Origin of the sequence: Marseilla massiliensis (assembly GCF_016899855.1) — a bacterium.
Taxonomy (GTDB): Bacteria; Bacteroidota; Bacteroidia; order Bacteroidales; family Bacteroidaceae; genus Prevotella.
This window is the reverse complement of the sequence record NZ_JACJJG010000014.1, coordinates 26,819-51,346: the sequence shown is the minus strand read 5'-3', so window position 1 is coordinate 51,346 and position 24,528 is coordinate 26,819. Positions and strand designations below refer to the sequence as shown.

General features: G+C 49.8%; 28 protein-coding genes. 9 read left to right on the top strand and 19 right to left on the bottom strand.

Annotation, left to right across the window (positions count from 1 at the left end; translation table 11 throughout):
* Window positions 1–162 precede the first annotated feature (162 nt).
* The 7 genes from H6A34_RS04745 to H6A34_RS04715 all read right to left on the bottom strand — a co-directional run bounded on the left by H6A34_RS04745 (window position 163) and on the right by H6A34_RS04715 (window position 5,390).
* Window positions 163–1,227: a bifunctional 3-deoxy-7-phosphoheptulonate synthase/chorismate mutase type II gene (locus H6A34_RS04745; protein ID WP_205103808.1), complete on the bottom strand. Its 1,065-nt coding sequence runs from the start codon at window positions 1,225–1,227 to the stop codon at window positions 163–165.
* Between the two features lie 18 nt (window positions 1,228–1,245).
* On the bottom strand, window positions 1,246–2,436 hold the full coding sequence (locus H6A34_RS04740) for a pyridoxal phosphate-dependent aminotransferase (protein WP_205103806.1): 1,191 nt from the start codon (window positions 2,434–2,436) through the stop codon (window positions 1,246–1,248).
* A complete protein-coding gene (locus H6A34_RS04735) occupies window positions 2,396–3,259 on the bottom strand; it encodes a prephenate dehydratase (protein WP_205103804.1) in 864 nt (287 codons plus the stop codon). The genes H6A34_RS04740 and H6A34_RS04735 overlap by 41 nt, the downstream gene beginning before the upstream one ends.
* Before the next feature lie 310 nt (window positions 3,260–3,569).
* Window positions 3,570–4,442, bottom strand: coding sequence for a tetratricopeptide repeat protein (locus tag H6A34_RS04730; protein WP_205103802.1), 873 nt, complete (start codon window positions 4,440–4,442; stop codon window positions 3,570–3,572).
* A gap of 30 nt (window positions 4,443–4,472) precedes the next feature.
* The gene (locus tag H6A34_RS04725) at window positions 4,473–4,691 is read right to left on the bottom strand and encodes a hypothetical protein (RefSeq protein ID WP_205103812.1); all 219 of its coding nucleotides are present in this window, start codon (window positions 4,689–4,691) and stop codon (window positions 4,473–4,475) included.
* Window positions 4,684–5,169: a DUF3990 domain-containing protein gene (locus H6A34_RS04720; protein ID WP_239480760.1), complete on the bottom strand. Its 486-nt coding sequence runs from the start codon at window positions 5,167–5,169 to the stop codon at window positions 4,684–4,686. Before H6A34_RS04720 ends, H6A34_RS04725 begins: the two co-directional genes overlap by 8 nt.
* Window positions 5,169–5,390, bottom strand: coding sequence for a DUF3791 domain-containing protein (locus H6A34_RS04715; protein ID WP_205103800.1), 222 nt, complete (start codon window positions 5,388–5,390; stop codon window positions 5,169–5,171). The genes H6A34_RS04720 and H6A34_RS04715 overlap by 1 nt, the downstream gene beginning before the upstream one ends.
* A 432-nt stretch (window positions 5,391–5,822) precedes the next feature.
* Here H6A34_RS04715 and H6A34_RS04710 point away from each other — a divergent pair, with 432 nt between their 5' ends.
* On the top strand, window positions 5,823–6,506 hold the full coding sequence (locus H6A34_RS04710; RefSeq protein ID WP_205103799.1) for a hypothetical protein: 684 nt from the start codon (window positions 5,823–5,825) through the stop codon (window positions 6,504–6,506).
* Window positions 6,507–6,604: 98 nt separating this feature from the next.
* On the opposite strand, the gene H6A34_RS04705 is transcribed toward H6A34_RS04710, so the two are convergent.
* The 5 genes from H6A34_RS04705 to H6A34_RS04685 all read right to left on the bottom strand — a co-directional run bounded on the left by H6A34_RS04705 (window position 6,605) and on the right by H6A34_RS04685 (window position 10,721).
* Window positions 6,605–8,503 carry a heavy metal translocating P-type ATPase gene (locus H6A34_RS04705; RefSeq protein WP_205103797.1) on the bottom strand — a complete coding sequence of 633 codons (1,899 nt, stop codon included), beginning with the start codon at window positions 8,501–8,503 and terminating at the stop codon, window positions 6,605–6,607.
* Between the two features lie 107 nt (window positions 8,504–8,610).
* Window positions 8,611–9,225 (bottom strand): nucleotidyl transferase AbiEii/AbiGii toxin family protein, encoded by a 615-nt coding sequence (locus H6A34_RS04700; RefSeq protein WP_205103795.1) that lies wholly within the window; start codon window positions 9,223–9,225, stop codon window positions 8,611–8,613.
* Window positions 9,180–9,485, bottom strand: a complete 306-nt coding sequence (locus tag H6A34_RS04695; RefSeq protein ID WP_021947267.1) for a DUF6922 domain-containing protein — start codon at window positions 9,483–9,485, stop codon at window positions 9,180–9,182. Before H6A34_RS04695 ends, H6A34_RS04700 begins: the two co-directional genes overlap by 46 nt.
* A 92-nt stretch (window positions 9,486–9,577) precedes the next feature.
* Window positions 9,578–10,147, bottom strand: a complete 570-nt coding sequence (locus H6A34_RS04690; protein WP_205103794.1) for an AraC family transcriptional regulator — start codon at window positions 10,145–10,147, stop codon at window positions 9,578–9,580.
* Window positions 10,148–10,439: 292 nt separating this feature from the next.
* Window positions 10,440–10,721 carry a hypothetical protein gene (locus H6A34_RS04685; RefSeq protein ID WP_205103792.1) on the bottom strand — a complete coding sequence of 94 codons (282 nt, stop codon included), beginning with the start codon at window positions 10,719–10,721 and terminating at the stop codon, window positions 10,440–10,442.
* A gap of 433 nt (window positions 10,722–11,154) precedes the next feature.
* Between H6A34_RS04685 and ffh the strand changes: the two genes are divergently transcribed.
* The 7 genes from ffh to H6A34_RS04650 all read left to right on the top strand — a co-directional run bounded on the left by ffh (window position 11,155) and on the right by H6A34_RS04650 (window position 16,539).
* Entirely contained in the window at window positions 11,155–12,495 is a 1,341-nt protein-coding gene (ffh, locus tag H6A34_RS04680) for a signal recognition particle protein (RefSeq protein ID WP_205103790.1), read from the top strand.
* Between the two features lie 154 nt (window positions 12,496–12,649).
* The gene (folD, locus tag H6A34_RS04675; protein ID WP_205103788.1) at window positions 12,650–13,534 is read left to right on the top strand and encodes a bifunctional methylenetetrahydrofolate dehydrogenase/methenyltetrahydrofolate cyclohydrolase FolD; all 885 of its coding nucleotides are present in this window, start codon (window positions 12,650–12,652) and stop codon (window positions 13,532–13,534) included.
* Complete coding sequence (locus H6A34_RS04670; RefSeq protein WP_021948958.1) at window positions 13,534–13,713, top strand: tetratricopeptide repeat protein; 180 nt, start codon at window positions 13,534–13,536, stop codon at window positions 13,711–13,713. The genes folD and H6A34_RS04670 overlap by 1 nt, the downstream gene beginning before the upstream one ends.
* Before the next feature lie 70 nt (window positions 13,714–13,783).
* Window positions 13,784–14,014 (top strand): 4Fe-4S binding protein, encoded by a 231-nt coding sequence (locus H6A34_RS04665; RefSeq protein WP_205103786.1) that lies wholly within the window; start codon window positions 13,784–13,786, stop codon window positions 14,012–14,014.
* Between the two features lie 5 nt (window positions 14,015–14,019).
* Window positions 14,020–15,099 (top strand): 3-methyl-2-oxobutanoate dehydrogenase subunit VorB, encoded by a 1,080-nt coding sequence (locus tag H6A34_RS04660; RefSeq protein ID WP_205103784.1) that lies wholly within the window; start codon window positions 14,020–14,022, stop codon window positions 15,097–15,099.
* Window positions 15,100–15,187: 88 nt separating this feature from the next.
* Window positions 15,188–15,961 (top strand): thiamine pyrophosphate-dependent enzyme, encoded by a 774-nt coding sequence (locus H6A34_RS04655; protein ID WP_205103782.1) that lies wholly within the window; start codon window positions 15,188–15,190, stop codon window positions 15,959–15,961.
* A 35-nt stretch (window positions 15,962–15,996) separates the two neighbouring features.
* A complete protein-coding gene (locus H6A34_RS04650) occupies window positions 15,997–16,539 on the top strand; it encodes a 2-oxoacid:acceptor oxidoreductase family protein (protein WP_205103780.1) in 543 nt (180 codons plus the stop codon).
* Between the two features lie 117 nt (window positions 16,540–16,656).
* Here the strand turns inward: H6A34_RS04650 and H6A34_RS04645 are convergent, their stop codons facing one another.
* The 7 genes from H6A34_RS04645 to H6A34_RS04615 form a co-directional block, all read right to left on the bottom strand.
* Window positions 16,657–17,040 (bottom strand): VOC family protein, encoded by a 384-nt coding sequence (locus H6A34_RS04645; RefSeq protein ID WP_205103778.1) that lies wholly within the window; start codon window positions 17,038–17,040, stop codon window positions 16,657–16,659.
* Window positions 17,041–17,084: 44 nt separating this feature from the next.
* The gene (locus H6A34_RS04640; RefSeq protein ID WP_205103776.1) at window positions 17,085–17,672 is read right to left on the bottom strand and encodes a phosphoglycerate mutase family protein; all 588 of its coding nucleotides are present in this window, start codon (window positions 17,670–17,672) and stop codon (window positions 17,085–17,087) included.
* A gap of 95 nt (window positions 17,673–17,767) precedes the next feature.
* Entirely contained in the window at window positions 17,768–18,295 is a 528-nt protein-coding gene (gene cobC, locus H6A34_RS04635; protein WP_205103774.1) for an alpha-ribazole phosphatase, read from the bottom strand.
* Window positions 18,280–19,098, bottom strand: coding sequence for an adenosylcobinamide-GDP ribazoletransferase (cobS, locus tag H6A34_RS04630; protein ID WP_021948966.1), 819 nt, complete (start codon window positions 19,096–19,098; stop codon window positions 18,280–18,282). The genes cobC and cobS overlap by 16 nt, the downstream gene beginning before the upstream one ends.
* Window positions 19,073–20,122, bottom strand: coding sequence for a nicotinate-nucleotide--dimethylbenzimidazole phosphoribosyltransferase (cobT, locus tag H6A34_RS04625; protein ID WP_205103772.1), 1,050 nt, complete (start codon window positions 20,120–20,122; stop codon window positions 19,073–19,075). The genes cobS and cobT overlap by 26 nt, the downstream gene beginning before the upstream one ends.
* Window positions 20,123–20,301: 179 nt before the next feature.
* A complete protein-coding gene (cobU, locus tag H6A34_RS04620) occupies window positions 20,302–20,829 on the bottom strand; it encodes a bifunctional adenosylcobinamide kinase/adenosylcobinamide-phosphate guanylyltransferase (protein ID WP_205103769.1) in 528 nt (175 codons plus the stop codon).
* Window positions 20,830–20,927: 98 nt separating this feature from the next.
* Window positions 20,928–23,090 carry an elongation factor G gene (locus H6A34_RS04615; RefSeq protein ID WP_021948969.1) on the bottom strand — a complete coding sequence of 721 codons (2,163 nt, stop codon included), beginning with the start codon at window positions 23,088–23,090 and terminating at the stop codon, window positions 20,928–20,930.
* Window positions 23,091–23,307: 217 nt separating this feature from the next.
* On the opposite strand from H6A34_RS04615, the gene hemW reads away from it, so the two are divergent.
* Window positions 23,308–24,438, top strand: coding sequence for a radical SAM family heme chaperone HemW (gene hemW, locus H6A34_RS04610; protein ID WP_205103767.1), 1,131 nt, complete (start codon window positions 23,308–23,310; stop codon window positions 24,436–24,438).
* Window positions 24,439–24,528: the final 90 nt, after the last annotated feature.

The window sequence follows — 24,528 nt, the reverse complement described above, 5'->3', positions numbered from 1 at the left end:
ATCTTGCCTGCTCCTAAAACTAAAATTCGCATGATATTTTTATGAATTTATAGAATTTAAAGAAGTTATAGAAGTTAAAGCCGAATGCCGTATTGCTTAACCTTGAAAAGGTAACGGCTATAACTTCTTCTAACTTCTATAACTTCTTTAACTTCCACGAAGCTATTTATTTACAATCTCAATCTGCTGTCTTACCGACTCTTCGTGCACAGCCTCGAACACGGTCTTGATGAATGTCGGGTCCATACCGAGCAAAGAGCCTTGCGCCCCGCGCTTGTCGAGTATCTCGTTGTAGCGTGATGTCTGTAGCACGGTCATGTTATGTTCCTTCTTGTACTGGCCTATTTCGCGGCAGATACGCATTCGCTTGGCCATTATCTCCATCAACTGGTTGTCTATCTCGTCGATTTGCTTGCGCAGGGTGGCTATTCCTTCGGTGCTCATTGTCTGGTCACGGATGACGAGCAGGCTGAGGATATAGTCCAATACGTCGGGAGTAACCTGCTGCTTTGCGTCGCTCCATGCCTTGTCGGGGTCGCAATGGCTTTCTATGATGAGGCCGTCGAAGCCTAAGTCCATCGCCTGTTGGCATAGCGGAGCTATCAGTTCGCGGCGCCCCCCGATGTGGCTCGGGTCGCAGAAGATAGGAAGTGACGGTATGCGTCGGCGTAGTTCGATGGGTATTTGCCACATAGGCAAGTTGCGGTATATCTTCTTATCGTAGCTCGAAAAGCCTCGGTGGATGGCCGCGAGACGTTTTACGCCTGCCTGGTTGATACGCTCCATTGCGCCTATCCACAGCTCGAGGTCGGGGTTTACGGGATTTTTTACAAGCACGGGAATGTCCACCCCCTTCAGGCTATCAGCCAAAGCTTGCACCGCAAAGGGGTTAGCCGATGTGCGTGCGCCTATCCAAAGCACGTCAATTCCGTATTTCAGGGCCAGTTCTACATGCTCGGGAGTGGCCACCTCGGTACCTACGAGCATGCCCGTTGTTTCCTTTACTTGTTTCAACCAAGGCAGGGCTTTCTCTCCGTGTCCCTCGAATCCTCCCGGCTTCGTGCGTGGTTTCCACACTCCGGCGCGGAATATGTGACAGCCTTTCGAGGCAAGTTGCATTGCGGTAGACATCACCTGTTCCTCCGATTCGGCCGAACATGGGCCGGCTATTACCGTCAGGCGTTCGTTGTCGCTCGGCAAGTTGAGCGGTTGCAGTTCAAGTTCCATGATGTTATATTTTGATTGTTATTGTTTCATTATATTACTGATGCGTTTTAATGCTTCCTTTATCTTTTCGTCTTTGGCGCATAACGAAATGCGGATATATCGCTCGCCGTTGCTCCCGAAGATGAATCCCGGCGTGATGAACACCCTCGCTTCGTGCAGCATACGTTCCGTAAGTTCTTCTGCGTTGGCGTATTTGTCGGGTATTTTGCCCCAAAGGAACATGCCCACCTGGCTCTTGTCGTACGTGCATCCGAGTACGTCCATTATCTGTTCGGCGGTGTCTCGGCGGTTGCGATACGTCGTGATGTTAGCCTGTCTGTGCCATTCGGCGTTGTTGTTGTATGCCTCTGCGGCGGCGAGTTGTATGCCTCGGAACGTTCCCGAGTCGATGTTGCTCTTTATTTTGAGTATCCAACTGATGAACGTTTGGTTCGACGCGCACATTCCCACGCGCCATCCCGGCATGTTATGGCTTTTGCTCATCGAGTTAAACTCAATGCAACAGTCCTTCGCTCCGGGCACTTGCAGCAGTGATATGGGCTTCTTGTTGAGGATGAACGAATACGGATTATCGTTCACGATGACGATAGAATGGCGTCGGGCGAAGTCTACCAGCCGTTCGTATGTAGCCATACGTGCCGGCGCTCCGGTAGGCATGTTGGGATAGTTAGTCCACATCAGGCGCACGTTTGATAAGTCCATACACTCCAGTTCGTCAAAGTCGGGCTGCCAACCGTCGTCCTCACGCAGGTTATAGTTTACCACTTCGGCACCCAAAATCTTGCTTAGCGACGTGTATGTGGGGTATCCAGGGTTGGGCACGAGCACCTTTTCGCCTGGGTTTACGAATGCAAGCGTTACGTGGAGTATGCCTTCCTTTGAGCCGATTAGCGGCTGAATTTCGGTCAGCGGGTCAAGTTCCACGCCGTACCAACGTTTATAGAAGTCGGCCATTGCATGCCTTAGCTCGGGCGTTCCCATTGTAGGCTGATAACCGTGGGCGTCGTCCTGGCGTGCCACTTCGCACAACTTGTCGATGGTTGCTTTCGATGGAGGCATGTCTGGGCTGCCTATCGCAAGGCTGATGATGTCTTTTCCCTCGGCGTTCAGCCGTGCCACTTCCTTCAGTTTGCGGCTGAAGTAGTATTCGCTCACCGCCGACAGTCTGTCAGCAGGCTTGATATTGGATGTCTGTTTGCTTTCCGTCATCTTTGTATTCTCCTAAAACTTTAAGTTCTTTTGTCAGCGGCATTATCGCGTCTATGCTCTGCCGGTAGCGAGTAAGGTTGTTGAATGTTACGTCAACGTAGAACATATACTCCCATTCGTGCCCGATAATGGGCAGCGACTGGATTTTAGTGAGGTTTATTTTATAGAAGTATAATATGCTCAGCACTTGCGAGAGGCTGCCCTCCTCGTGAGGAAGCGAGAACACGAGGCTGGCCTTATTGACTGTCTCCAGCGGCCTTAAGAAGTCGGCCTTGTTGGGATTGCTCACCACGAGGAACCTCGTGAAGTTGTGCTTGTTGTCCTCTATCGACTCCTGGAGTATCTTCATGCCGTACAGCTTGGCGGCCGCGGCGTTGCAGATGGCAGCCCATCCGCGGCACTGTTGCCTGGCGATAAGCTCTGCCGCGCCTGCGGTATCCTCGGCCTCGACGGCTTTCAGTGCCGGATGGTTGGCCAGGAAGCCGCGGCATTGCATCAGTGCTACGGGGTGGGAGTGTACCTCACGCACCGTGTCCCACGAGTCTTCGGGCAGGCAACAGATACTATGCTCTATGTGCAACTTGTGCTCCCCGACGATGGTTGTGCTCGAGTCGCGCAGCAGTTCGTAGTTATGCAGCAGCGAACCGGCAATGGTGTTCTCTATGGCGAGCATTCCGATGACCGTAGGGTCGCGCTTGATGTTCTCGAACACCTGCTCGAACGTTGAGCAGCATATCAGCTGTATCTGTTCGTTATTGAAATACTGGTGGGCCGCTATGTCGTGAAACGAACCGACGGCACCCTGTATCGCTATTCTCTTCATATACCTTTCTTTCTCTGTTATGTTAAAACTAAAAGTCCCGCCTCAACATTGTGAAGCGGGACTTTATCGTATCTTTCTAAAAGATTACCTTGTCTTAAGTTGAAATTTACACGCAACTTCCCGCTTCACAGTGCCCTGCAAAGTAAAAATAAAAGTAAAAGAAAGATGCGTTATTGTTGTACATTGTCGTTATTTTTGTTATTTCGTTGCAAAAATATAACTTTTAATTGAAACAAACAAACATTTTATATGAAAAGTTTGACTTGTCCTTTCATATTTTCGTTCCTCATATTATAATAATGTTATATCGTCAAGAGAACACGCCGTACGGGTCTATTGATTTGTACTTATCTTTTATTTCGTTCTCGATGTCCTGTTTCTCATTACCCGCGTTCTGCTGTTCCTCCAGCTCTTTGGCTTGCCTGTAGTCAGCCTGTCCGCCGCTTTCGTCGCCGTTGTCGATTCTCAGTTTGCCGCGCTCACGGTATGCGTTGGCGTTGAAGGGGTTGGTGTCTATGGCCTTGCCGTAATACGATATTGCTTCCGACGGATTACCTTTAGCCCTTTCGATACGGGCTTTCAGTATAAGTATGTCCTCATTCTCGGGATGTTCTTTCATCAGTCGGCATGCGTCCTCGTCGGCTTCAGCCGTTTCGCCGGCGCTTAGCAGCGTTTCCCCGCGCAGCAGGTAGGCCTCCGTATAGTCGGGTTTCAGGCCGATTGCCTTGGTCAGCATGGCCACGGCATTGGTCGTGTCGCCGTGTCCAATGCACGCTTTGGCGTAGAAGAACAGCGCCTCCACGCATTTGTCGTCTATCATCAGGGCTTTCTCCGAGGCGTCGGCCACGGCCGTGTAGTCCTCCATCATGTACGCAACGTTGGCCATGCGTATCAGCACCTGCAGGTTGTCGGGTTGCGCCTCGGCAATTTTCATCAGCTGTTCGTAAGCCTCCGGTAGGCGGTCTGCCCGTATCAGCGCCTGCGACATATAGTCGCGTATCTCCAAGTCCTCCTTCATCCCGAGGGCATGGTTGAAGCATTGTATAGCGTAGTCATGCTGACCGGAGCGCAAGGCGCGCACGCCGTCGTATTTAAGTACGTCGAAGTCTCGCTCCTCTTCCGCCCGTTTCCTGTCCTCCGGCTTCTCTTCCTTGCCGCCGAATAGTGCCTTAAAGAAATTCATTTGTCGTAGGTTTTAGTTTGAAATGTTTGATTATGGTTTGCCAAAATCCAGTTCTTTTATCAGTATGTTATAGTTATATCTTGGACTTTGATAGTAAAGTCCGGTTTCGGTATCGGTTATTTTTTCGTACAAAGTTGAGTTGTATATTGTTTTCAAGGCGTCAGTCAGCGATACGCCCCTGTCCTCCATGAGGTATGAAGCCATCCCCTCAATTATCGTATCTATAAGAAATTGTTGCCGGTCAGTCATTTATTGCTTTCAGTTTAGATATTGATGATTCCGTGCCAAAGAAGTATTGGCGGTTCAAATGCCTATAAGTGAGTTCTTTAACCAAGGCGTTAAGTGAAATCATGTGCTTGACGTAACGCTCAAGTTGGAACGCAACGCCATCGTCAGCTATAGGACCTACCACGATGTCGTAATCGTTTTTAACCTTTTGCTTTTTGTTGTTGCGGTTGGCTAATATGAATAATGCCCATTCCTTGTTTGGCTTATCAAACATCTTGACATTAAGTTCCTTGCTTCCAAGCAGTGTTTCGTCAAATTCAAACGTCGATATTGTTGGCGTACCTTCACCTGTTATTCTCGTTCTTCGTATTGCCATTTGTTCGGCTTGTTCCCGTATGTCGGTGAGGTAAAATCCTTGTCCGAAGTCTTTGTTTGGATTACAAAGGCTTAGGTCTATAGTCGTAATCTTGACGTTAGATCCATGATATAATTTTATCATTACAGTTTCCCTCCTTGGTTTCTGCACACTTGCGTAAGGTCGTTTACCGCGTCAATTATGGAGAGTTGGTGTTCGGCTTCGTAGCAATCTTCGAGAAAAGCCATGCCGCCGAACCTGTCCAGGTAAGCGAAAGCCTGCTTTGCCGTGAGCCTATAGCGTTCGGCAAAGGCGTTGATGCAATACACCGTATATGTAATTCGGTTTTGTTGGTCTTTATCCATTTCTGTATCGTAACCCAAATTTATATGTGCTTGTTGCAAAGTTAGGCGTTTTCCTCCAAACATCCAAGCGTTGCCGTGATTTTATTTTTCGGTGATTATCGTGATGCGTTATGGTGAATTAAATATCATGTCATTACTGTGTGCGTAATCGTTTGTACGTACTTACTTTGCCGTTTGGCAATCAATGTAAATCAGGTCATATTTTATGGTTTTGCAAAAGGCCGTCTTTCGTGTTGCAAGAGACGGTCTTTTGGCGTGCGATTGACGGCCTTTTATCGCCTAAAAGGCCGTGTTTTGCAGGGTAGGAGGTAATGCGTTGATTGTCAGGATGTTGTGAATTAATCAAAAAACAGGGGTTGGAAAGGATAATTAAAACAAAAAAACGGTTTGTCGGTTTTGTTTTTTCACGGTATGGAAGTAACTTTGCGATTGATGAAACGATTGTTTTCCATAGTGTTATTTTGCGCCTTTTGCGTTGCCGTAGGTGCGCAGGAGGTGGGCGATAGGGTGGAGTTGAAGGACACGTCAGCCGTTGTTGGCATGCCCGTAGACCAAAGGATTATCGGCGGGACGGACGCTCCAACCGACATATATGTGTACGACGGTTATCGGGGAGAGCCGCTTGCTGAGGCTGACTCGCTGCACCTGCCCGTGCTGAACCGTTATGGCCAGACTTACATCAACATGTATCCGTACAGTTGGATGGGGTGGTATGACTGGCAATTGCACAAGGGACTAAACGTAAGTCTTGGCGCTTCGGTGTTCGCCTCGTTCGGCGACGGCCCGTGGAGCGGCACCGGCTTTACCAACAGCATATCCGCAATGTACGCCGTTCCGTTGACAAACAAGCTCTCGCTTGCCGTCGGCGGCTACCTGAACAACCTGTATTGGGCGCACGACGCTTACCACGACGCAGGCCTTAACGCCGTGCTCGGATATAAGTTCAACGAGCATTGGGAGGGCTATCTGTTCGGACAGAAGTCGCTGACAAACAAGTTTATCCCCATGCCTCTTTACGACATGAGCAACGCCGGCGACCGTATCGGTGCGGCGGTGAAATATAATTTTAACCCGAAATTCAGTATCCAAGTAACCGTTTCGGCGGAAAGACGGTGATAAGGGAATTAAGAATTAAGAGTGAAGAATTAAGAAAAATACCTTTGTTGACAAGCGTTCAAGGCATATTTTCTTAATTCTTCACTCTTAATTCTTAATTATTTAAAGTATAGCCTTAGGCTATTCAGTACTACGCTAATGCTCGAAAAGGCCATGAGAGCGCTTGCCCACATTGGCGTTATCTGCCATTCGGCGCCGAAAACGTAAGGCAGGCCGGCGGCGAGAGGTATGCAGATGACGTTATAGATGAACGCCCAGAAGAGGTTTTGCTTTATCATACCCACCGTGGCACGTGACAACCTGATGGCGTCAGGTATGCGTCGGAGGTCCGTTCCCATAAGAGTTACTTGGGCCACGTCCATCGCTATGTCGGTGCCTTTGCCCATCGCGATGCTCACGTCGGCCGCGGCCAGCGCCTGGGTGTCGTTAATACCGTCGCCAACCATGGCTACGTGCTTGCCCTCGGCTTGTAGTTGCCTTACCATGTCCTCCTTGTCCTGCGGCATAACCTTGCTGCGGTAGTGCTTTATTCCCGCCTTGTCGGCCCAGTATTTGGCGGCTTCGTCCTTGTCGCCGCTCATCATGTACACCTCGATTCCCTCCTCCTGGAGCGCCTCCATGGCCTCGCAGGCGTAAGGTTTGAGCGTTTCGCGCTCGTCGAGCGACAACGAATCTGCCTTTGTAAAGTCAACGTCCTTGTTGGGAATAGTTAGCGTCCCCGTCTTGTCGATGACTAACGCGTCTATCTTCCGTATGTTCTCAAGCGCCGTGGCGTCCTTGATGAGGATGTTCTTCTGTGCCGCTTTGCCTATGCCTACCATCAAGGCGGTGGGCGTAGCCAGGCCGAGTGCGCACGGACAGGCTATCACAAGCACCGACACCGCCGACAATATGGCGTGCGGAAGCTGGCCGCTGCCCCCTATGGCGTACCATAATATAAAGGTAAGAACAGACAGACCGAGCACCACGGGCACGAAAACGAGGGCTATTTTGTCGACCACACGTTGCACGGGAGCCTTGCTTCCTTGCGCCTCTTGCACCATCTTTATTATCTGTGAGAGCATTGTATCCGCTCCGACGGCCATCGCGCGGAAGCGCAGCGAGCCTTGTTTCACGATGGTTCCGGCGAACACCTTGTCGCCGTTTTGCCTCAGGGCGGGTGTCGGCTCGCCCGTTATCATGCTTTCGTCGATATACGCCTCGCCGGTAGTTACCGTTCCGTCTACCGGCACTTTCTCGCCCGGGCGTATCTCGATGATGTCGCCCCGTTCGAGCGTTGCTATCGGCACGTCGACTGTCTGGTCACCGTTTACAAGATGGGCAGTCTTTGGCGCAAGTCCCATTAGCGCTCGGATGGCCGACGCAGTGCTCTTTTTTGCCCTCTCCTCGAGTGCACGTCCTGTAAGCACGAACGTGATAATCATGACCGAAGCGTCGTAATATGTGTGGTTAACGATACCTCTTGAACCCCAGAAACTGTCGCCCCAGAAGGTGTTGAACACGCTGAACACGAACGAGATAAACGTACTCATGGCCACCAGAGTGTCCATGTTGGCCATTCCGTGGCGCAGTTGGTGCCATGTGTTTACATAAAACTGGCGGCCGCAATAAACAAGGTTTACCAGGGCGATGATGAGCATTGTCTGGTTGGCAACGTCCTTTGAGCCGATGTTGAGCCAGCCCATCGAAATGCACATGGTGAGCAATGCCAGTATCCACGATGTTATAAGCCTTTTCAAGAGACGGCGGTATTCCGTTTGTTCGATGGCCGTTACCGACTCGTCTTCGTCTATAATGAGGCCGTAACCAACCTTTTCAATCTCCTCTTTCATCGTCTTTGGCGTGATGACCTGCGGGTCGTATTCCACCAAGGCGGTGCGGGCGGCGAAGTTGACGGCGGCCGACTCAATGCCGTCGAGCTGGTTAAGGCGCCTCTCAACGTTGGCGGCGCACCCGGCGCACGCCATGCCTGTTACGGCGATAGTCTTCTTTTCCATTTTCTTATAGTTTGTTCCGACGGCAAAGTTACTCCGTTTTTATATATAAAGTGTTATGGAATTATGGAAAAGATTTATAAGATTTGGTATGGTTATAGATGATATTCCTATTTAAATTTTTTTACTTCCGACGTTATCTTTTCTTTGATTTTGTTCCAGGTAATATCTGAAAACATTTTCGGCATAGGCTGCATATTGGCGTCTTCATAGTATGTCAGGCTCATCAAGGCACGGAAAATACTATGTTCGGGATATTTCTTCGCGTAAAAGTCAAGTAGTTGATTCAAGGAATAATGTTGCAAAAGAAAATACACATCAATAAAGTCTTTCTTAGTTCCTCGACCTTCAATAGCGTTGATTTTCATTGCGGCGATGTCTTTAGGTGAAGCCAATCTCAGTCCATTTTCTATAATAACATCGTCAATCCAAGGGTAATTTCCGTAATCAACAAAGTCAACTTTAATACCGTTAATCGTATAAATCTTAATCCGTTCAGATTCTTTGACAACGAAGGTTTGCCCAAGTTTTTTCAAACGTTCGGACATTGCGCTTGCATCAGGGCTAAATATTCCGAACATGTCAATGTCTACAGATTGCCTGTGTCCGTACTGTAGTGCCAATGACGTTCCGCCTACAAGCCTCATTCCATTGAATGACGGTTCTGCCATCAACGCTTTCAGGAGTTCCAAAGTGTCGGGTTCGATTGTTTGAAATGATAACATCTGTAATCTTCTTTATTGGTATGTGATATTGCGCAGATATATGAAAGGCAAACGGGGTCAAGCGTTCTTAGTTTTTTACATACGTCGACAATTTTGTCAAGCCCGTAATAATCGCGTATAAAACGCCAGTCGTCCATGTTGCCGTATTCAAGCACACGCTGGATGAAATATGCCGGATATTCGTCCATATCGGCGTTGTTGACGTCAATATCCCAGAACAAATGTTTTGATAACTTATATATATATTCTTTATTACGCATACATTTTTACGTTTGTATTGTTGTTTTATGTCAACCCATATATTGATATTTGCCCTTAAAACCCCATTTCCTCACAACCGTATAACCCCAAGCTATATCTTGTCGAGCTGCCTGAGCTGCTTGTCGTGGGCCGACTTGAATTGCGAGGGCGTCATGCCCGTGACGCTCTTGAACTGTGTGCTGAGATACGCAACGCTTGAATAGTTCATCTTGCGGGCTATCTCGCTGAGCGACATTTCGCCGTAGAAGATAAGTTCTTTTATGCGTTCAACCCTTTGCAGGATGAAGTAACGCTCTATGGTTAGCCCCGTGTTTTCTGAAAAGAGTTTGCTCAGCGAGCTGTATTCCATGCCGAGTTCATTGGAGAGGAATGCCGAGAGGTTGACTTGTTGGCGGTTGTCGCGATAGTGTACGAGTTTGATTATGGCGCTCTTTATGCGGTCGACGGTCTGCTTGCGGCGGTCTTCAAGCAGTTCGAAGCCTTGTTCTTCGAGTGCAATGCGAATTTCGTCGAGCTTCGCCACGTCGGGATTTTCCTCAACTGAGGCTGTGCCGAGCTCAACTGAAAGAGGCGTGAGCCCTGCGTTGCGGAGCACCTGCGTTACGGCTGCCTTGCACCGGTCGCACACCATGTTCTTGATATATAGCGTCGTACCTTCCATCAAATTACAAAGATACAGCTTTTATCCGTGGTGGACAAGGATGTTCTTCTAATTCAGGTTAATTAACATTTGCTGTTGAATTTATTGTGGGCGGAATGGCAAATGCCGCCAGGTTACGTCAAGATGTTGTACTGGCGTATGATGCAGGCATGGTCAATGCTTTTGCAAAAGGCCGTGACTTGTCTTGCAAAAGGCCGCGTTTTACGTTGTAAAAGGCGCCCTTTCGCAGGCTAAAAGGCCGCCTTTCGCAAAACTGGCGGTTTCAGGTATGTTGGCCTTAGGCGGTAGAAGGCTATCTATGGAACTTGTCCTTGTCCTTAATCAGTATGACTTTTAGCTGAGGGTCGTTTACCATCCGTTGTCCGGACGGGGTGAGAAAAAGCTCGAATTGGGTGGTTCGGTGTTTCCAGGTAAGTAAATCTATCGGTCGGTTAAGATGTTTCCTGATCGTGGAATACCACCATCCGGGAAACGACAGGACACGGGTGGCATGGCTGTCGGCGACTTTCTGTAAGTGGTTTATGCAAGCCTTGATTTCCGTCTTGTCGAGCTTTGACGGCTTGTCGAAACTCACGTGACATTATTGTTTTCCTCTTCGCATTCGTTTTTTCGTGAAATCCTGCCATGCTTGATAATTCTTTCATATTATATGTTTACAAAGTTTGTTTTAGTAATGTATATGCCGTTACTTGGCGTAACGATACCGTAGGTATAATCGTAAGGACATGCAAATATAATCCAAAATAATGACATTCTTTATAACGGTAAGTAAAAGCGTTTGCATATACGGGTAAAATGACTGATAATTTGAAATTCTGCACACTTGAATATAGTGTGCGCATTTTTGCGGAAAACAGTTTTAAAATACTTTAAATACCTGCGGCAATATTGGCTTTTTTATTATTTAATGACTATATTTGCAAAGATAATCAGGCGGGCGAGAGGCCGTTATTAGTCGATTTTCGGCCTTCCTGCTTACATTTTGTTCATTATACTAATATATAAATATGTTTGAAAATCTAAGCGAAAGGCTTGAACGCTCTTTTAAGATACTTAAAGGTGAAGGAAAAATTACCGAGATCAACGTTGCTGAAACGTTGAAGGACGTAAGGCGCGCGTTGCTTGACGCCGACGTGAACTATAAGGTTGCCAAGACGTTTACCGACAAGGTGAAGCAAAAAGCGCTGGGAATGAATGTGCTCACGGCCGTGAAGCCAGGGCAGATGATGGTTAAGCTGGTGCACGACGAACTTGCCGAGCTGATGGGAGGCGAGAGCGTAGGGCTGAAGCTTGAGGGTCGCCCGGCCATCATATTGATGTCAGGACTTCAGGGTTCGGGTAAGACTACGTTCAGCGGAAAGCTGGCCAACATGCTAAAGAAGAAACAGCATAAGAACCCGTTGCTTGTTGCGTGTGACGTTTACCGTCCTGCCGCTATCGAGCAGTTGAAGGTTGTGGGCGGCCAAATAGAGATACCAGTCTACTCTGAACCTGAAAGCAAAAACGTAATCGGAATAGCGCAGAACGCCATAAAGGAGGCTAAGGCCAAGGGTAACGACGTGGTAATAATAGATACCGCGGGACGCCTTGCAGTAGACGAGGAGATGATGAACGAGATTGAGGCGCTGAAGAACGCCGTAAATCCCGACGAGACACTGTTCGTTGTAGACTCGATGACAGGCCAGGACGCCGTAAATACAGCCAAGGAATTCAATGACCGTCTCGATTTTGACGGTGTGGTATTGACAAAGCTTGACGGCGATACCCGTGGCGGTGCTGCCATAAGCATACGCACCGTAGTGACAAAGCCTATAAAATTTGTCGGTACCGGCGAGAAGATGGAGGCCATAGACGTATTCCATCCTTCACGAATGGCCGACCGAATACTCGGCATGGGCGATATTGTCAGCCTTGTGGAGCGTGCGCAGGAACAGTTTGATGAGGAGGAGGCGAAGCGTCTTCAAAAGAAAATACAAAAGAACAAGTTTGACTTCAACGACTTCCTCGGCCAGATACAACAAATCAAGAAGATGGGTAACATCAAGGACCTGGCTTCGATGATACCGGGAGTGGGCAAGGCAATAAAGGACGTCGACATTGACGATAACGCCTTCAAGGGTATTGAGGCGATAATCCTGAGCATGACGCCGAAGGAGCGCACCAATCCCGAAATACTCAATACGAGCAGGCGGCAACGCATTGCGAAAGGATCAGGCACTACGGTGCAGGATGTAAACCGCCTGATAAAACAGTTTGACCAGACGCGCAAGATGATGAAAATGGTTACCGGCTCAAGGATGAGCCAGATGATGGGAGCCATGAAGGGATTGCGCAACATGCCGAAATAAGGGAATGGTGAAGAGTTAAGAATTAAGAGTTAAGAGTGAATAATTCAATGGTCTATACGGCTTATTAGGCTTATCAGACCAATCCCGATAAAGGATTGGGAAAATCAGGCTTATCAGTCTTATCTGGCCTATCCCCAATTATGAATTGTGTATTATGAATTATGAATTGATAGACGGCAAGGCCACGGCGGCCAAGATAAAGGAAGAAATAGCCGAGGAAGTTAAGCAAATCGTCGCTAATGGCGGTAAGCGTCCGCATCTTGCGGCCGTGCTCGTAGGACATGACGGCGGTAGCGAGACTTACGTCAAGAACAAGGTAATAGCATGTGAGGCATGCGGCTTTACAAGTACACTTATCCGTTTTGAGGATGACGTTACGGAAGAGCAGCTGCTCGCGAAAGTCAAGGAACTTAACGAAGATGACGATATTGACGGTTACATAGTGCAACTGCCGTTGCCAAAACATATCGACGAGCAGAAGATAATAATGGCTATCGACTACCGCAAGGACGTAGACGGTTTCCATCCAATCAACGTTGGTCGTATGGCTATAGGCCTGCCGTGCTTTATCTCGGCTACGCCGCTCGGCATATTGACTCTGTTGCACCGTTACGGAATAGAGACTTCGGGCAAAAAGTGCGTGATACTCGGACGAAGCAACATCGTAGGCAAACCGATGGCCCAGCTTATGATGCAAAAACAATACGGCGACTCTACGGTGACGGTATGCCATAGCCATTCTGCAACCCTTAAGCAGGAATGCCGTGAGGCTGACATTATCATAGCCGCCATAGGCCAGCCAAACTTCGTCACCGCCGACATGGTTAAAGACGGTGCGGTGGTTATCGACGTTGGCACGACACGTGTTCCCGACGCAACGAAGAAGAGCGGGTTCCGCCTTAACGGAGATGTCAAGTTTGACGAGGTAGCGCCTAAGTGCTCGTTCATAACTCCGGTTCCGGGTGGAGTAGGCCCCATGACCATTTGTTCATTAATGAAAAACACGCTTGCCGCAGGCAAGAAAGAATACTACAAGTAATGACGGCCGAGGAGTATTACCGCCTTGGCAACCGCTACCGCAAGGAGGGCAACTGGCAGGAAGCGCTCAATAATTATATCGCTGCTATCGAACTTGACCCTGAAAGCCCTGCGGTTGAGGCGAAGAAGATGCTTGACGACATCTTAAATTACTATTGTAAAGACATGTATAACCCCTAAGAAAAACATTCAAGAGACAGACTTCGGTGTTTGCCGTACGTCTGTCTCGTTAATACAAAAACATAAAGATATGGGTAAAATGAGAGGAGCCATTGTGGTCAACACCGACCGTTGTAAGGGCTGTTCACTCTGCGTGGAGGCTTGTCCGAAAACGGTTATCGCTTTGGCGAAGAAAGTTAACGTTCACGGCTACCCCTATGTGGAGGCCGTAAGTCCTGACGATTGCATCGGTTGTGCCTCGTGCGCCATCGTATGTCCCGACGGATGTATCACTGTTTATAAAAAACGTATGGAGGATTAAAAGTTATGGCAGAACAAGAAGTAACTTTATTGAAGGGTAACGAGGCGATAGCTCATGCCGCCATTCGTTGTGGTGCCGACGCCTTTTTCGGTTATCCCATCACCCCTCAGAGTGAGATTATCGAAACACTATCGTTGCTAAAGCCTTGGGAAACCACTGGTATGGTAGTACTTCAGGCAGAGAGTGAGGTTGCCTCTATCAACATGGTGTATGGTGGAGCGGGTGCCGGTAAGCGTGTGTTCACGTCATCATCGAGCCCAGGCGTGGCTCTTATGCAGGAAGGCATAGCCTACATGGCCGGCGCAGAGATTCCCGGAGTCATCGTCAACGTACAGCGTGGCGGTCCCGGTCTGGGTACAATCCAGCCGTCACAGAGCGACTATTTCCAGGCGACACGTGGTGGAGGTAACGGTGATTATTATGTAATCGTACTGGCCCCTGCGTCAGTCCAGGAAATGGCAGACTTCATGGATTTGGCTTTCGAACTCGCATTTAAATACCGTATTCCGGCTATGCTTCTGAGTGACGGTGTAATTGGGCAGATGATGGAGCGTGTTGTTCTTCCGCCGTACAAACCCCGCCGTACCGAGGAGCAAATCAAGAAAGAGTGTCCTTGGGCAACGTTCGGCCGTTCTAAAGACCGCCAGCCAAATATATTGACATCACTTGAGCTTCAACCTGAGCAGATGGAGAAGCGTAACTTGCACCTCCAGGCCAAGTACCAGACGATACGCGAGAACGAGGTAAGGTACGAGACAAAGCATTGCGAGGACGCTGAGTATCTGATAGTAGCGTTTGGAAGTGCCGCGCGCATATCCGAGAAAGCCATAGAGATGGCACGCAAAGAAGGGCTGAAGGTCGGTCTGTTGCGTCCTATCACATTGTGGCCGTTCCCGACTAACGAGGTGGCGGAGCTTGCCGAAGGCAAGAAGGGCGTGCTCTCCGTGGAGATTAACGCCGGCCAGATGGTTGAGGATATTCGTCTTGCCGTTAATGGCCGTGTTCCTGTAGAGCATTTCGGCCGTTTGGGCGGAATAGTTCCTGAGCCGGACGAAATAGTAAAGGCCCTGAAGGAGAAATTTTAATCGTTTTCTTTGAGGTGGAGCTTTTGGCAGATGGAAAAGGCTGAAGGATATTCCGCCAGTTAACGGAATAATTTAAAAAGTCGATAAAATGAACGAAGAAATAATATCTCCGGAGAACTTGGTCTACAAGAAACCGGAATTGATGAACGAAGTCCCGATGCACTATTGTCCGGGATGTTCGCATGGAGTTGTCCATAAGCTGGTGGCTGAAGTCATTGAGGAAATGGGCATGGAGGACAAGGCCGTTGGCGTGTCGCCGGTCGGATGTGCCGTATTTGCCTACCGTTATCTCGACATCGACTGGCAGGAGGCTGCCCACGGGCGTGCTCCCGCAGTGGCTACGGCTATCAAGCGTTGCTGGCCTGACCGCCTGGTGTTTACCTACCAGGGTGACGGCGACTTGGCTTGTATCGGTACATGCGAGACTATACATGCGCTCAACCGTGGGGAAAACATAGTGGTCATATTCATCAACAACGCTATTTATGGTATGACCGGAGGACAGATGGCGCCCACTACGCTAATGGGGCAGAAGACGTCTACGTGTCCTTACGGCCGCGAGGCGAGTCTTCATGGTTATCCGTTGAAGATGACCGAGATTGCCGCTACGCTTGAAGGAACATGTTATGTTACGCGCCAGAGCGTTGAGACCGTGGCCGCAATACGTTCGGCAAAGAAGGCTTTACGCAAGGCCTTCGAGGCTTCAATGGCAGGCAAGGGCTCAAGCCTGGTCGAGGTGGTGAGCACGTGTAATAGCGGATGGAAACTTTCGCCTGTCAAGGCTAACAAGTGGATGCAGGAAAACATGTTCAAGTTCTATCCTAAAGGCGACTTGAAGGACACCACTGGGAGTGAAAAGTGAAGAGTTAAGAGTGAAGAATTGGAAATGAAACTATCATGAAGACAGAGATAATAATAGCAGGTTTCGGCGGCCAGGGCGTGCTCTCAATGGGTAAAATCCTGGCATACTCGGGATTGATGGAAGGCAAGGAGGTTACGTGGATGCCGGCTTATGGCCCCGAGCAGCGTGGCGGAACGGCCAACGTGACGGTAATCGTGAGCGACGAGCGCATATCGTCGCCCATCCTTAGCAAGTATGACATTGCCATCGTGCTTAACCAGCCGTCGCTTGACAAGTTTGAGCCAAAGGTTAAGAAGGGCGGTATACTTATCTATGACGGATACGGAGTGATAAATCCCCCGACGCGTGACGACATTACCGTTTATCGTATAGACGCCATGGACAAGGCGGCCGAGATGAAGAACTCAAAGGTGTTCAACATGATTGTGCTCGGCGGATTGCTCAAGGTATGTCCGGTAGTGAGTGATAACGGTGTTGAGAAAGCTCTTTACAAGACTCTGCCTGAGCGCCATCATGGCCTTATTCCGCTTAATATGGAGGCCATCAAGGCTGGCGGAGACATTATAGAGAAGAAGTAGTGGGTTAATGCCCTTATGCCGCAATTGCGGTATAAGGTGGTTAATCAGAAAACAAAAGATGGCCTTCAGGCTTGCCAAAGATAGTCTTTGGATAGCTTGGAGGCCATCTTTTGTGTGTCATTCGGTGATTTCTATCAGATTGCCTTCCGGCCCTTCCACGCAACTTTCGTAATACCCGTCGCCGGTAACCCGCGGACCGTCGGTTACCTTATACTCGTCTTGTCTTAATGTAAGGGTAAGTTCGTCCACCTTATGCCTGCCGCCCACGCTGAACGACATGTGTATGTAGCCGTTGTCAAGGCGGCTTTTGGGATGGTCTGCCGTGCCAGGGCGTGACATTATCTCGAGGCGAGAACCACCCGAAAACGACAGAAAGTACGTCTTTAGTCCTGTTCTTGGGTTGTGGTACATGTCGTTCGGAGTCGCTCCGAAATACTTTATGAAAAACTCTTTTGCCGTTTCGAGGTCTTTCACGTACATTGCGATATGGTCAATTTTCATGTTGTTTACGATTTATGTTTGCTTTGTTAATGGTGCGTGAAGTATTACGGTGTCCATTCTAAAATGCCGTCAGTAGGGTGTGACTTGCGCCATTCGATGAATTCGGGCATTGTCCTGACGCCGTATTTCAGCACGGCTTGGTAATATTCTACGCCCATTATGTGCTCGTTGTCAGGAGTTTCGTTCTTGAGGCGTAGTATGGCGAGGCGCGTATCGTCGGTCAACGCTTGTTTCACTTGGCGTGCCATGCGTTCGAAATAGCCGTCGTACTTCGACCCCTTCACTATGTGTATAATGTCGATTTGCCATGTGTCGCCCTGCCCGTCTACGTACCAGGCATGCCATTCTATACACTCCTCCTCGGTGTCGAGCAGGTTGCGGCACTCTATTCTGGTTATTCCGGGACATTCGGCGATTTGCGACATTGCGTTGAAACTTGCCTTTATCGTCAACGGTGATGAATATACGTGCAGGTCGATGTCAAGGTGTTTCATCATAAGCCCCATGGCAAGCGAGCCTACTACGTTGACCTCGGCGCCGTGGGCAGTCCATATATCCATTACTTTGGTTTGGCGTATGATATTCCATGCACGGTGTTGGACATTCTCTGAGGCTTTTATTAAGGCGTTCATTGGTTGAGGGTTAATTAAGGAGAAGCATTATCTGTAATTCCGTAATTGTAAGTGGAGAATGTTCTTTTGTTGAGGCAGGTTTTCTTAACTCTTAATTAAATATTTATCGTTTCCGTTCCTCCGAAGGGTACAAGGTGGCTAAAGCAATCCTTCTCGGGAAATAACCCTCCGTATATTCCGGCGCAGATGAGCACGCCGCCATGGGCGAATATGGCCACGCGCCGGTAGGGCTTGGTCTTCAGTTCGTCAAGGAACGAGGCCACGCGGGCGTACAATACGGGAAAGCTCTCGCCGTTGGTTGCCGCCAGGTGCATGTAGTCGTCGTACCAGCGTTGCAGGTTCTCGTCCTCGATCTCGTCAAACAGCTTCATCTCCCAGTCGCCCATGTTCATCTCCTTCAGCCTGTCGTCAACGATAGGCTCCGGCCAGCCGCAATACTCGGCCAGCTTTCTTGCCCTTGTCAGGGGTGACGAGTACACGGCGTCGAACGGCTCATCGCCGAGGTTTATCTTTGTCATGGCGGCTTCACTCTCGAATGTTTCGGCCACCGGCACGTCACTCCAACCGTAGCATGTGCCCTTGGGTACACCCACGCTGGTATGTCTTACTAAAACAATGTCCATAATGCGTTGTTGTTAAAAAACTGATATGTTGCGCAGAGGTAGAATGAAAGTTCGGTGAGAAGGAATATCGCGCCGCAACAATCGCCCGTGTATCCCTTAATCTTATGCCATATCATGAGATACAGAAAGTACATAACAAGGCATGGGGCGAAGATGAGCAAATCCCAACGTATCCTCCCGTCGACGGCAAAGATTAGAAATACGAGCGGCAATATACCCTGTATGAACAGGCCTATACCCGCCTTCAGGTTTATCTTGCGGTACACCACGCGCGCCTTGGCTTCGTCTTCCGTCCGTGCGTAAGGCATCATGGAGATTATCTGCGCCGATACCATCTTGCAAAACGGGTCGGCCGCCAATATCGTAAGAGCCGCCAATTTGGCCGGCATTGACGATAATGAGAAAAACAGGATGAGCATGTACAACCCCAGTCCGATAACGCCGTAAGTGCCTATGCGCGAGTCTTTCATGATGTCGAGTATGCGTTGGCGGTTGTTGCCGCCTCCTCCGAAGCCGTCGAAGAAGTCGGCCAGGCCGTCCTCGTGCAACGCGCCGGTCACAAGTATCCTTGCCGCGATGGCAAGAAGTACGGCGATGGCATGTGGCATGATAAAGCTTCCGAAGTAAATCACGGCGGCCATTATGCCCCCGGTAAGCCAGCCTACGAGCGGCCAGAACTCAACTACCGAGCGATAACATTCGCGCGGCGGTTCGTGTATTCGCCATAATGGAAGGCGTGTGAAGAATATGAAAGCCGCCCAGGCGGGGTCATACCATTTAAAAGTATTTAGTGATATGCGCATTGTCAAAGTTATTCATTTCGTTAATCATTCTTACGGCACTTTCAACAATAGGGTAGGCGCAAAGAGCTCCGGTGCCTTCTCCGAGCCTGAGTCCGAGATTTAACAATGGCTGGGCACCGAGCAAGTCGAGCAGGCGGCGGTGGCCGTTCTCGTCGCCTACGTGTCCGAATATCATGTATTCTTTGGCTTCCGGATATAGCCTTACGGCCGCCAGGGCGCATGCCGTCATGATGAATCCGTCAACCAATACGATAAGTCCGAGTTCGGCGGCACGCAACATTGCGCCTACGGCGCTTACCATTTCGAAACCTCCGAAGTAGCGTATCACTGTGTTAGTATCGGCCTTTCCACCCGTTTCGGATATGAAACGGTTTACCGCGCGGTTCAATACGTCGGATTTATGCCTTATGCCGGCATTGTCAAGTCCGGCACCCGCGCCGATACATTCATCAAGGGGTATGTCTCCGAGCAGGCTCATCCATACGCTTGAGGGCGACGTATTGGCAATACCCATCTCGCCTACGCATACAATGTTGCATCCGTCGGCATGGCATTTGTCCACGAATTCGGCTCCTACGTCAAGCGCCTGCCGGTATTGTTCCTCGCTCATGGCCGGGCCGTCGATGAAGTTGGCCGTTCCCGGGGCAATCTTCCGGTTATATATTTCATGGCAATTGCTTAGGTCATAGTCAACCCCTACGTCGACAAGATATAGCTTGAATCCATGTTGCCGGCAAAACATGTTCACCCCTCCGCCGCCTTTCGCGAAGTTGAGCATTTGTTGCCACGTTATTTCACGTGGCGATACGCTTACTTTCTCGTGCTCAATTCCGTGGTCGCCGCCGAACAACAGGTGGCAGGGATTATTGAGCTTCGGCGTAAGTGTTTGCTGGATAAGGCATATCTGCATGGCCAAATCCTCGAGCCTTCCCAATGAGCCTTTGGGTTTGTTGAGATTGTCTATCTTGTGTCTGATGGCGTCAAGCAATGCCGCGTCAGGCTTATGGATATTGTATGTTCTCATTTGTTGTCATTTCAGGAGTAAAGAAGTTAAAGTATAGTAGTTAAAGACGTTAAAGGAGTTATCACTCGCTACGCTCGTTAGGAGTTAAAGCCAAATGCCTTGGAAATTAAGAGTTAAGAATTAAGAAAATATGCATTCTCGCCTTCCAAGCCCCTTTTTACTCTTTTACCTTTATATTCCTATCCTTTTATTTTCACCGGAATGCCGCTGACCATGAGTACTACTTCGTCGGCACGGGCGGCTACGTATTGGTTCATCCATCCCTGCATGTCGGTGAAGCGGCGTTGTACGGCGTTGTTGCTTACCTCTCCGCTCCCTATTTCGTTAGTTACGAAGATGAATGTGGCGTCTTGGTCGGTAAAGCGGTCAAACTCACGTTCTATTTCGGCAAGCGCTTCTTCAACAGATGGTTGCCGTCCGTATTCGTCACGGTTGAAGAAGAAGTTGGTACACCATAACGTGATGCAATCTATCACGGCCACTTTGCCGGTTATGTCGTGACGGCTTAAGTGTTTCTCTTCCTCTATGTTCTCCCATTGCGGGCCGCGCCTTTCCTTGTGGCGTCTTACGCGCAGGGCGAATTCGTCGTCCCAGACATGGGCCGTGGCAAGATATACGGGGGTTGGCGAGAGGCTTAGCGCAAGCTTCTCGGCATATACGCTTTTGCCAGACCGTTGTCCTCCGGTGACAAGTATGATTTTTCTCATTTATGGTTTCAAGATATTGTACGTGTACTTGCGCAATAAGCGGGCAGGCAATCGGTAGTGAGCCGTTGCCTGCCCGTCATAATATGTTATGGATGGTTTTACTCGTCCTTGTCGCTCATTTCAGCTTCGTGTGCTTTTATGAGCTCTTGTTGTATCTCATTCGGCACAAGCTCATAACTTGCGAACTTGGTGGTGAATGATGCGCGGCCACCTGTGAGTGAACTTAGCGAGATAGAGTAGCTTGCAAGTTCCTTTTGTGGTATCTTGGCCTGTAGCTTCTGGTAGCCGGCCTCACTATCCATACCCATTATCAGGGCGCGGCGTCCCTGCAGGTCGCTCATTACGTCGCCCATGAAGTCGGCCGGGACATACACCTCGAGGTCGTATATCGGCTCGAGGATCTTCGGCCCTGCGTTCCTGAAGGCGTCGGCGAAGGCGTGGCGTGCCGCGAGCATGAACGAGAGCTCGTTACTGTCTACGGGGTGCATCTTTCCGTCGTACACTACAACGCGCACGTCCCTGGCGTAGCTACCTGTCAACGGGCCTTGCTCCATGCGCTCCATAATACCTTTCAGGATGGCGGGCATGAAGCGTGTGTCAATGGCACCGCCTACTACTGAGTTGATGAACACGAGTTTGCCTCCCCATTCGAGGTCGATTACTTCCTTGCTCTTGATGTTCATCTTGAACTCCTGTCCGTTGAACTTATACGAAACGGGGTCGGGCATACCGTCGGCATACGGCTCTACGATGAGGTGAACCTCGCCGAACTGGCCGGCACCTCCCGATTGCTTCTTGTGGCGGTAGTCGGCGCGCGCTGCCTTTGTGATGGTCTCGCGGTACGGAATCTTGGCGTCGATGAACTTCACGGGCAGTTTCTCGTTGTTCTCGAGGCGCCATTTCAACGTGCGCAGGTGGAACTCACCCTGTCCGTGTATAATTGTCTGCCTTAACTCCTTGCTTTGTTCAACCACCCATGTCGGGTCTTCCTGGCGCATCTTGGTGAGAGCGGCCATAAGCTTCTCTGTGTCGGCCTCGTTTACGGCCTTGATTGCGCGCGAGTATTTCGAGTTAGGATACTTGATGAAGTCGAACCTGTTGTCGCAATCCTTTCCGTTCAGGGTGTTGCCCGTCTTTACGTCTTTCAATTTTACGGTACATCCTATGTCGCCCGCGTTGAGGCAATCCACTGGCTGGCGGTTAGCTCCCGCGCACACGTATATGTTGGCGATACGCTCCTTCGAGCCGCGGTCGGCATTGCTCAGGTCGTCGCCCGGCTTCACGCTTCCGCTCATCACCTTGAAGTATGACACTTCGCCGATGTGCGGCTCTACGCCGGTCTTGAAGAAGTAAAGCGACTCGGGACCGCTTGTCTCGGCCGGAACTTCCTCGCCGCGAGTGTTGTGTACTTTAGGCATTTCGCTTACGAAAGGTACCACGTTGCCGAGGAACTCCATCAATCGTCTTACGCCCATGCTCCTGCCTGCGCAAACGCAGAATACAGGGAAGATAGACCTTGTAACGAGTCCCTTGCGTATTCCCTCGCGCATCTCGTCCTCGGTGAGAGTTTCCTCCTCAAAGAATTTCTCCATCAGGGTTTCGTCATTCTCGGCGGCAGCTTCCACGAGAGCCTTGTGAAGTTCCATTGCCTTGTCCATCTCCTCTGCGGGGATGTCCTCGATGATGGGCGCTCCGCCTTCGGGCTTCCATGAATATTTCTTCATCAGGAGCACGTCGATGAGGGCGTTGAAGCCCGGTCCTGTCTCTATCGGGTATTGTATCTGGACGCACTTCGGACCGTATATGTCCTTCATGCTGGATATTATCGTGTCAAAGTCGCATTTGTCGCTATCAAGCTGGTTGACGAGGAATATCACCGGCTTCTTCAATTTCTCCGTGTAACGGAAGTTGTTTTGCGTGCCGACCTCAGGTCCGTACTGGCCGTTGATAAGGATTAGCGCCTGGTCGGTAACGTTCATGGCGGTGATGGCCTGGCCTACGAAGTCGTCGGCGCCCGGGCAATCAATGATATTAAGCTTCTTATTGTTCCACTCTACGTTAAAAACGGTTGAGAATACCGAGTAGCCGTATTCCTGCTCAACCGGGAAATAGTCACTTACCGTGTTCTTGGCTTCTACACTACCGCGGCGCTTTATCACGCCGCTCTCATACAACATGGCTTCGGCAAGAGTAGTCTTGCCCGAGCCCGCACTGCCAAGCAATGCGATGTTTTTAATCTCGTTAGTCTGATAAACTCTCATAAAAATATAGATTTAAGTTTGTTACAAAATATTGGCCTCTAAGTTACACATTTTTACCTAAACTGGCAAAATAAAATGACGGAAAGCATATAAAAATTAAAACATATTAGTAATTTTGTACGCAAATTCAATAGAAAATGAAAAGTGTAGAATGAAAATCTGAAAGCCTTGTTGGTAGTTATTCATTTTTAATTGTTCATTTTTTAATTTAAAAACCGTGTCCGGAATCTATATCCATATCCCGTTTTGCAAGAGCCGTTGCGTATATTGCGGCTTTTACTCCACCACGCGGCTTGATGTGCGGCGTGAGTATGTCAAGGCGGTATGCCGTGAGGCCGAGTTGAGGCGCGGATACATCAGCGGTCCGTTCACGTCCGTATATGTTGGCGGAGGCACGCCGTCCGTGCTTGGCGCTGATGTGCTTGCTGGTCTTTTGTCATATATATATAAGGTGTTTGACATCGACAGGCAGGCAGAGGTTACCGTCGAGTGCAATCCCGACGACGTTACGCCAGACTTCGCCCATGCCATCGCCCGCACTCCCGTCAACCGTGTCAGCATGGGTGTGCAGACCTTCTCCGACGCCCGTCTGCGCTTCTTGCGCCGCAGGCACGGCTCGGCAGACATACCCATGGCGGTGGACAACCTCCGCAGGGCGGGCATATCCAACATAAGCATTGACCTGATGTTCGGCTTCCCAGGCGAAACAATCGCCGAATGGCGCGACGACATCTCCCGTGCCGTCGGCCTCGGCGTGGAGCATATCTCGGCATACAGCCTTATGTACGAGGAGGGTACGCCCCTTTACGCCATGCTCGAGAAAGGTAGTGTAAGCGAGATTGACGACGAGCTTAGCCTCGCCATGTACGACGAACTCGTTGACCGCCTTACCGTCTCAGGCTACGAGCATTACGAGATAAGCAACTTCGCCCGTCCAGGCTTCCGCTCGCGCCATAACTCGAGCTATTGGAGGCAAGAGCCGTATATAGGCCTCGGTGCTGCCGCCCACTCGTTCGACCTGCGTTCGCGCCAATGGAACGTTGCCGACATCGCCCGCTACGTCGACGGTATATCCCAAGGCCGCGTGCCCATGGAGCGGGAGGAGCTTGACGCCCGCACCACCTTCAACGACATCATAACCACCGCCCTGCGCACCCGTGAGGGTATCAGCCTCGACGCCCTTGCCCTTCGCCTCGGCTCGGCATACCGCGACACCCTGCTCAACGGAGCCTCGCATTACATTACCGACGGATTGCTTGCCGTTACCGACGGCCGCCTTCACCTTACCCGCCGCGGCATTTACGTCAGCGATATGGTTATGGCCGACTTGGTCTTGGTGGACGAATGATGGGAGCGCCAGGAGAAATGCCATTGTCGCCAAATTTTGTTTAATTATGAACAAAATAGTCGAACGGACAATATTAATTGTTTAAAAATA

Bases quoted from the DNA above. Each gene is read 5' to 3' on its own strand.
- cobS (WP_021948966.1), bottom strand. From the start codon at position 19,098: ATGCGCATATCACTAAATACTTTTAAATGGTATGACCCCGCCTGGGCG.
- cobC (WP_205103774.1), bottom strand. From the start codon at position 18,295: ATGGACATTGTTTTAGTAAGACATACCAGCGTGGGTGTACCCAAGGGC.
- H6A34_RS04730 (WP_205103802.1), bottom strand. From the start codon at position 4,442: ATGAATTTCTTTAAGGCACTATTCGGCGGCAAGGAAGAGAAGCCGGAG.
- H6A34_RS04640 (WP_205103776.1), bottom strand. From the start codon at position 17,672: ATGAACGCCTTAATAAAAGCCTCAGAGAATGTCCAACACCGTGCATGG.
- H6A34_RS04695 (WP_021947267.1), bottom strand. From the start codon at position 9,485: ATGCGTAATAAAGAATATATATATAAGTTATCAAAACATTTGTTCTGG.
- cobT (WP_205103772.1), bottom strand. From the start codon at position 20,122: ATGAGAACATACAATATCCATAAGCCTGACGCGGCATTGCTTGACGCC.
- H6A34_RS04615 (WP_021948969.1), bottom strand. From the start codon at position 23,090: ATGAGAGTTTATCAGACTAACGAGATTAAAAACATCGCATTGCTTGGC.
- H6A34_RS04660 (WP_205103784.1), top strand. From the start codon at position 14,020: ATGGCAGAACAAGAAGTAACTTTATTGAAGGGTAACGAGGCGATAGCT.
- H6A34_RS04700 (WP_205103795.1), bottom strand. From the start codon at position 9,225: ATGTTATCATTTCAAACAATCGAACCCGACACTTTGGAACTCCTGAAA.
- H6A34_RS04650 (WP_205103780.1), top strand. From the start codon at position 15,997: ATGAAGACAGAGATAATAATAGCAGGTTTCGGCGGCCAGGGCGTGCTC.
- H6A34_RS04725 (WP_205103812.1), bottom strand. From the start codon at position 4,691: ATGACTGACCGGCAACAATTTCTTATAGATACGATAATTGAGGGGATG.
- H6A34_RS04705 (WP_205103797.1), bottom strand. From the start codon at position 8,503: ATGGAAAAGAAGACTATCGCCGTAACAGGCATGGCGTGCGCCGGGTGC.
- H6A34_RS04735 (WP_205103804.1), bottom strand. From the start codon at position 3,259: ATGAAGAGAATAGCGATACAGGGTGCCGTCGGTTCGTTTCACGACATA.
- H6A34_RS04645 (WP_205103778.1), bottom strand. From the start codon at position 17,040: ATGAAAATTGACCATATCGCAATGTACGTGAAAGACCTCGAAACGGCA.
- H6A34_RS04720 (WP_239480760.1), bottom strand. From the start codon at position 5,169: ATGATAAAATTATATCATGGATCTAACGTCAAGATTACGACTATAGAC.
- H6A34_RS04670 (WP_021948958.1), top strand. From the start codon at position 13,534: ATGACGGCCGAGGAGTATTACCGCCTTGGCAACCGCTACCGCAAGGAG.
- folD (WP_205103788.1), top strand. From the start codon at position 12,650: ATGAATTATGAATTGATAGACGGCAAGGCCACGGCGGCCAAGATAAAG.
- H6A34_RS04655 (WP_205103782.1), top strand. From the start codon at position 15,188: ATGAACGAAGAAATAATATCTCCGGAGAACTTGGTCTACAAGAAACCG.
- H6A34_RS04745 (WP_205103808.1), bottom strand. From the start codon at position 1,227: ATGGAACTTGAACTGCAACCGCTCAACTTGCCGAGCGACAACGAACGC.
- H6A34_RS04710 (WP_205103799.1), top strand. From the start codon at position 5,823: ATGAAACGATTGTTTTCCATAGTGTTATTTTGCGCCTTTTGCGTTGCC.
- H6A34_RS04740 (WP_205103806.1), bottom strand. From the start codon at position 2,436: ATGACGGAAAGCAAACAGACATCCAATATCAAGCCTGCTGACAGACTG.
- H6A34_RS04665 (WP_205103786.1), top strand. From the start codon at position 13,784: ATGGGTAAAATGAGAGGAGCCATTGTGGTCAACACCGACCGTTGTAAG.
- H6A34_RS04690 (WP_205103794.1), bottom strand. From the start codon at position 10,147: ATGGAAGGTACGACGCTATATATCAAGAACATGGTGTGCGACCGGTGC.
- H6A34_RS04715 (WP_205103800.1), bottom strand. From the start codon at position 5,390: ATGGATAAAGACCAACAAAACCGAATTACATATACGGTGTATTGCATC.
- ffh (WP_205103790.1), top strand. From the start codon at position 11,155: ATGTTTGAAAATCTAAGCGAAAGGCTTGAACGCTCTTTTAAGATACTT.
- cobU (WP_205103769.1), bottom strand. From the start codon at position 20,829: ATGAGAAAAATCATACTTGTCACCGGAGGACAACGGTCTGGCAAAAGC.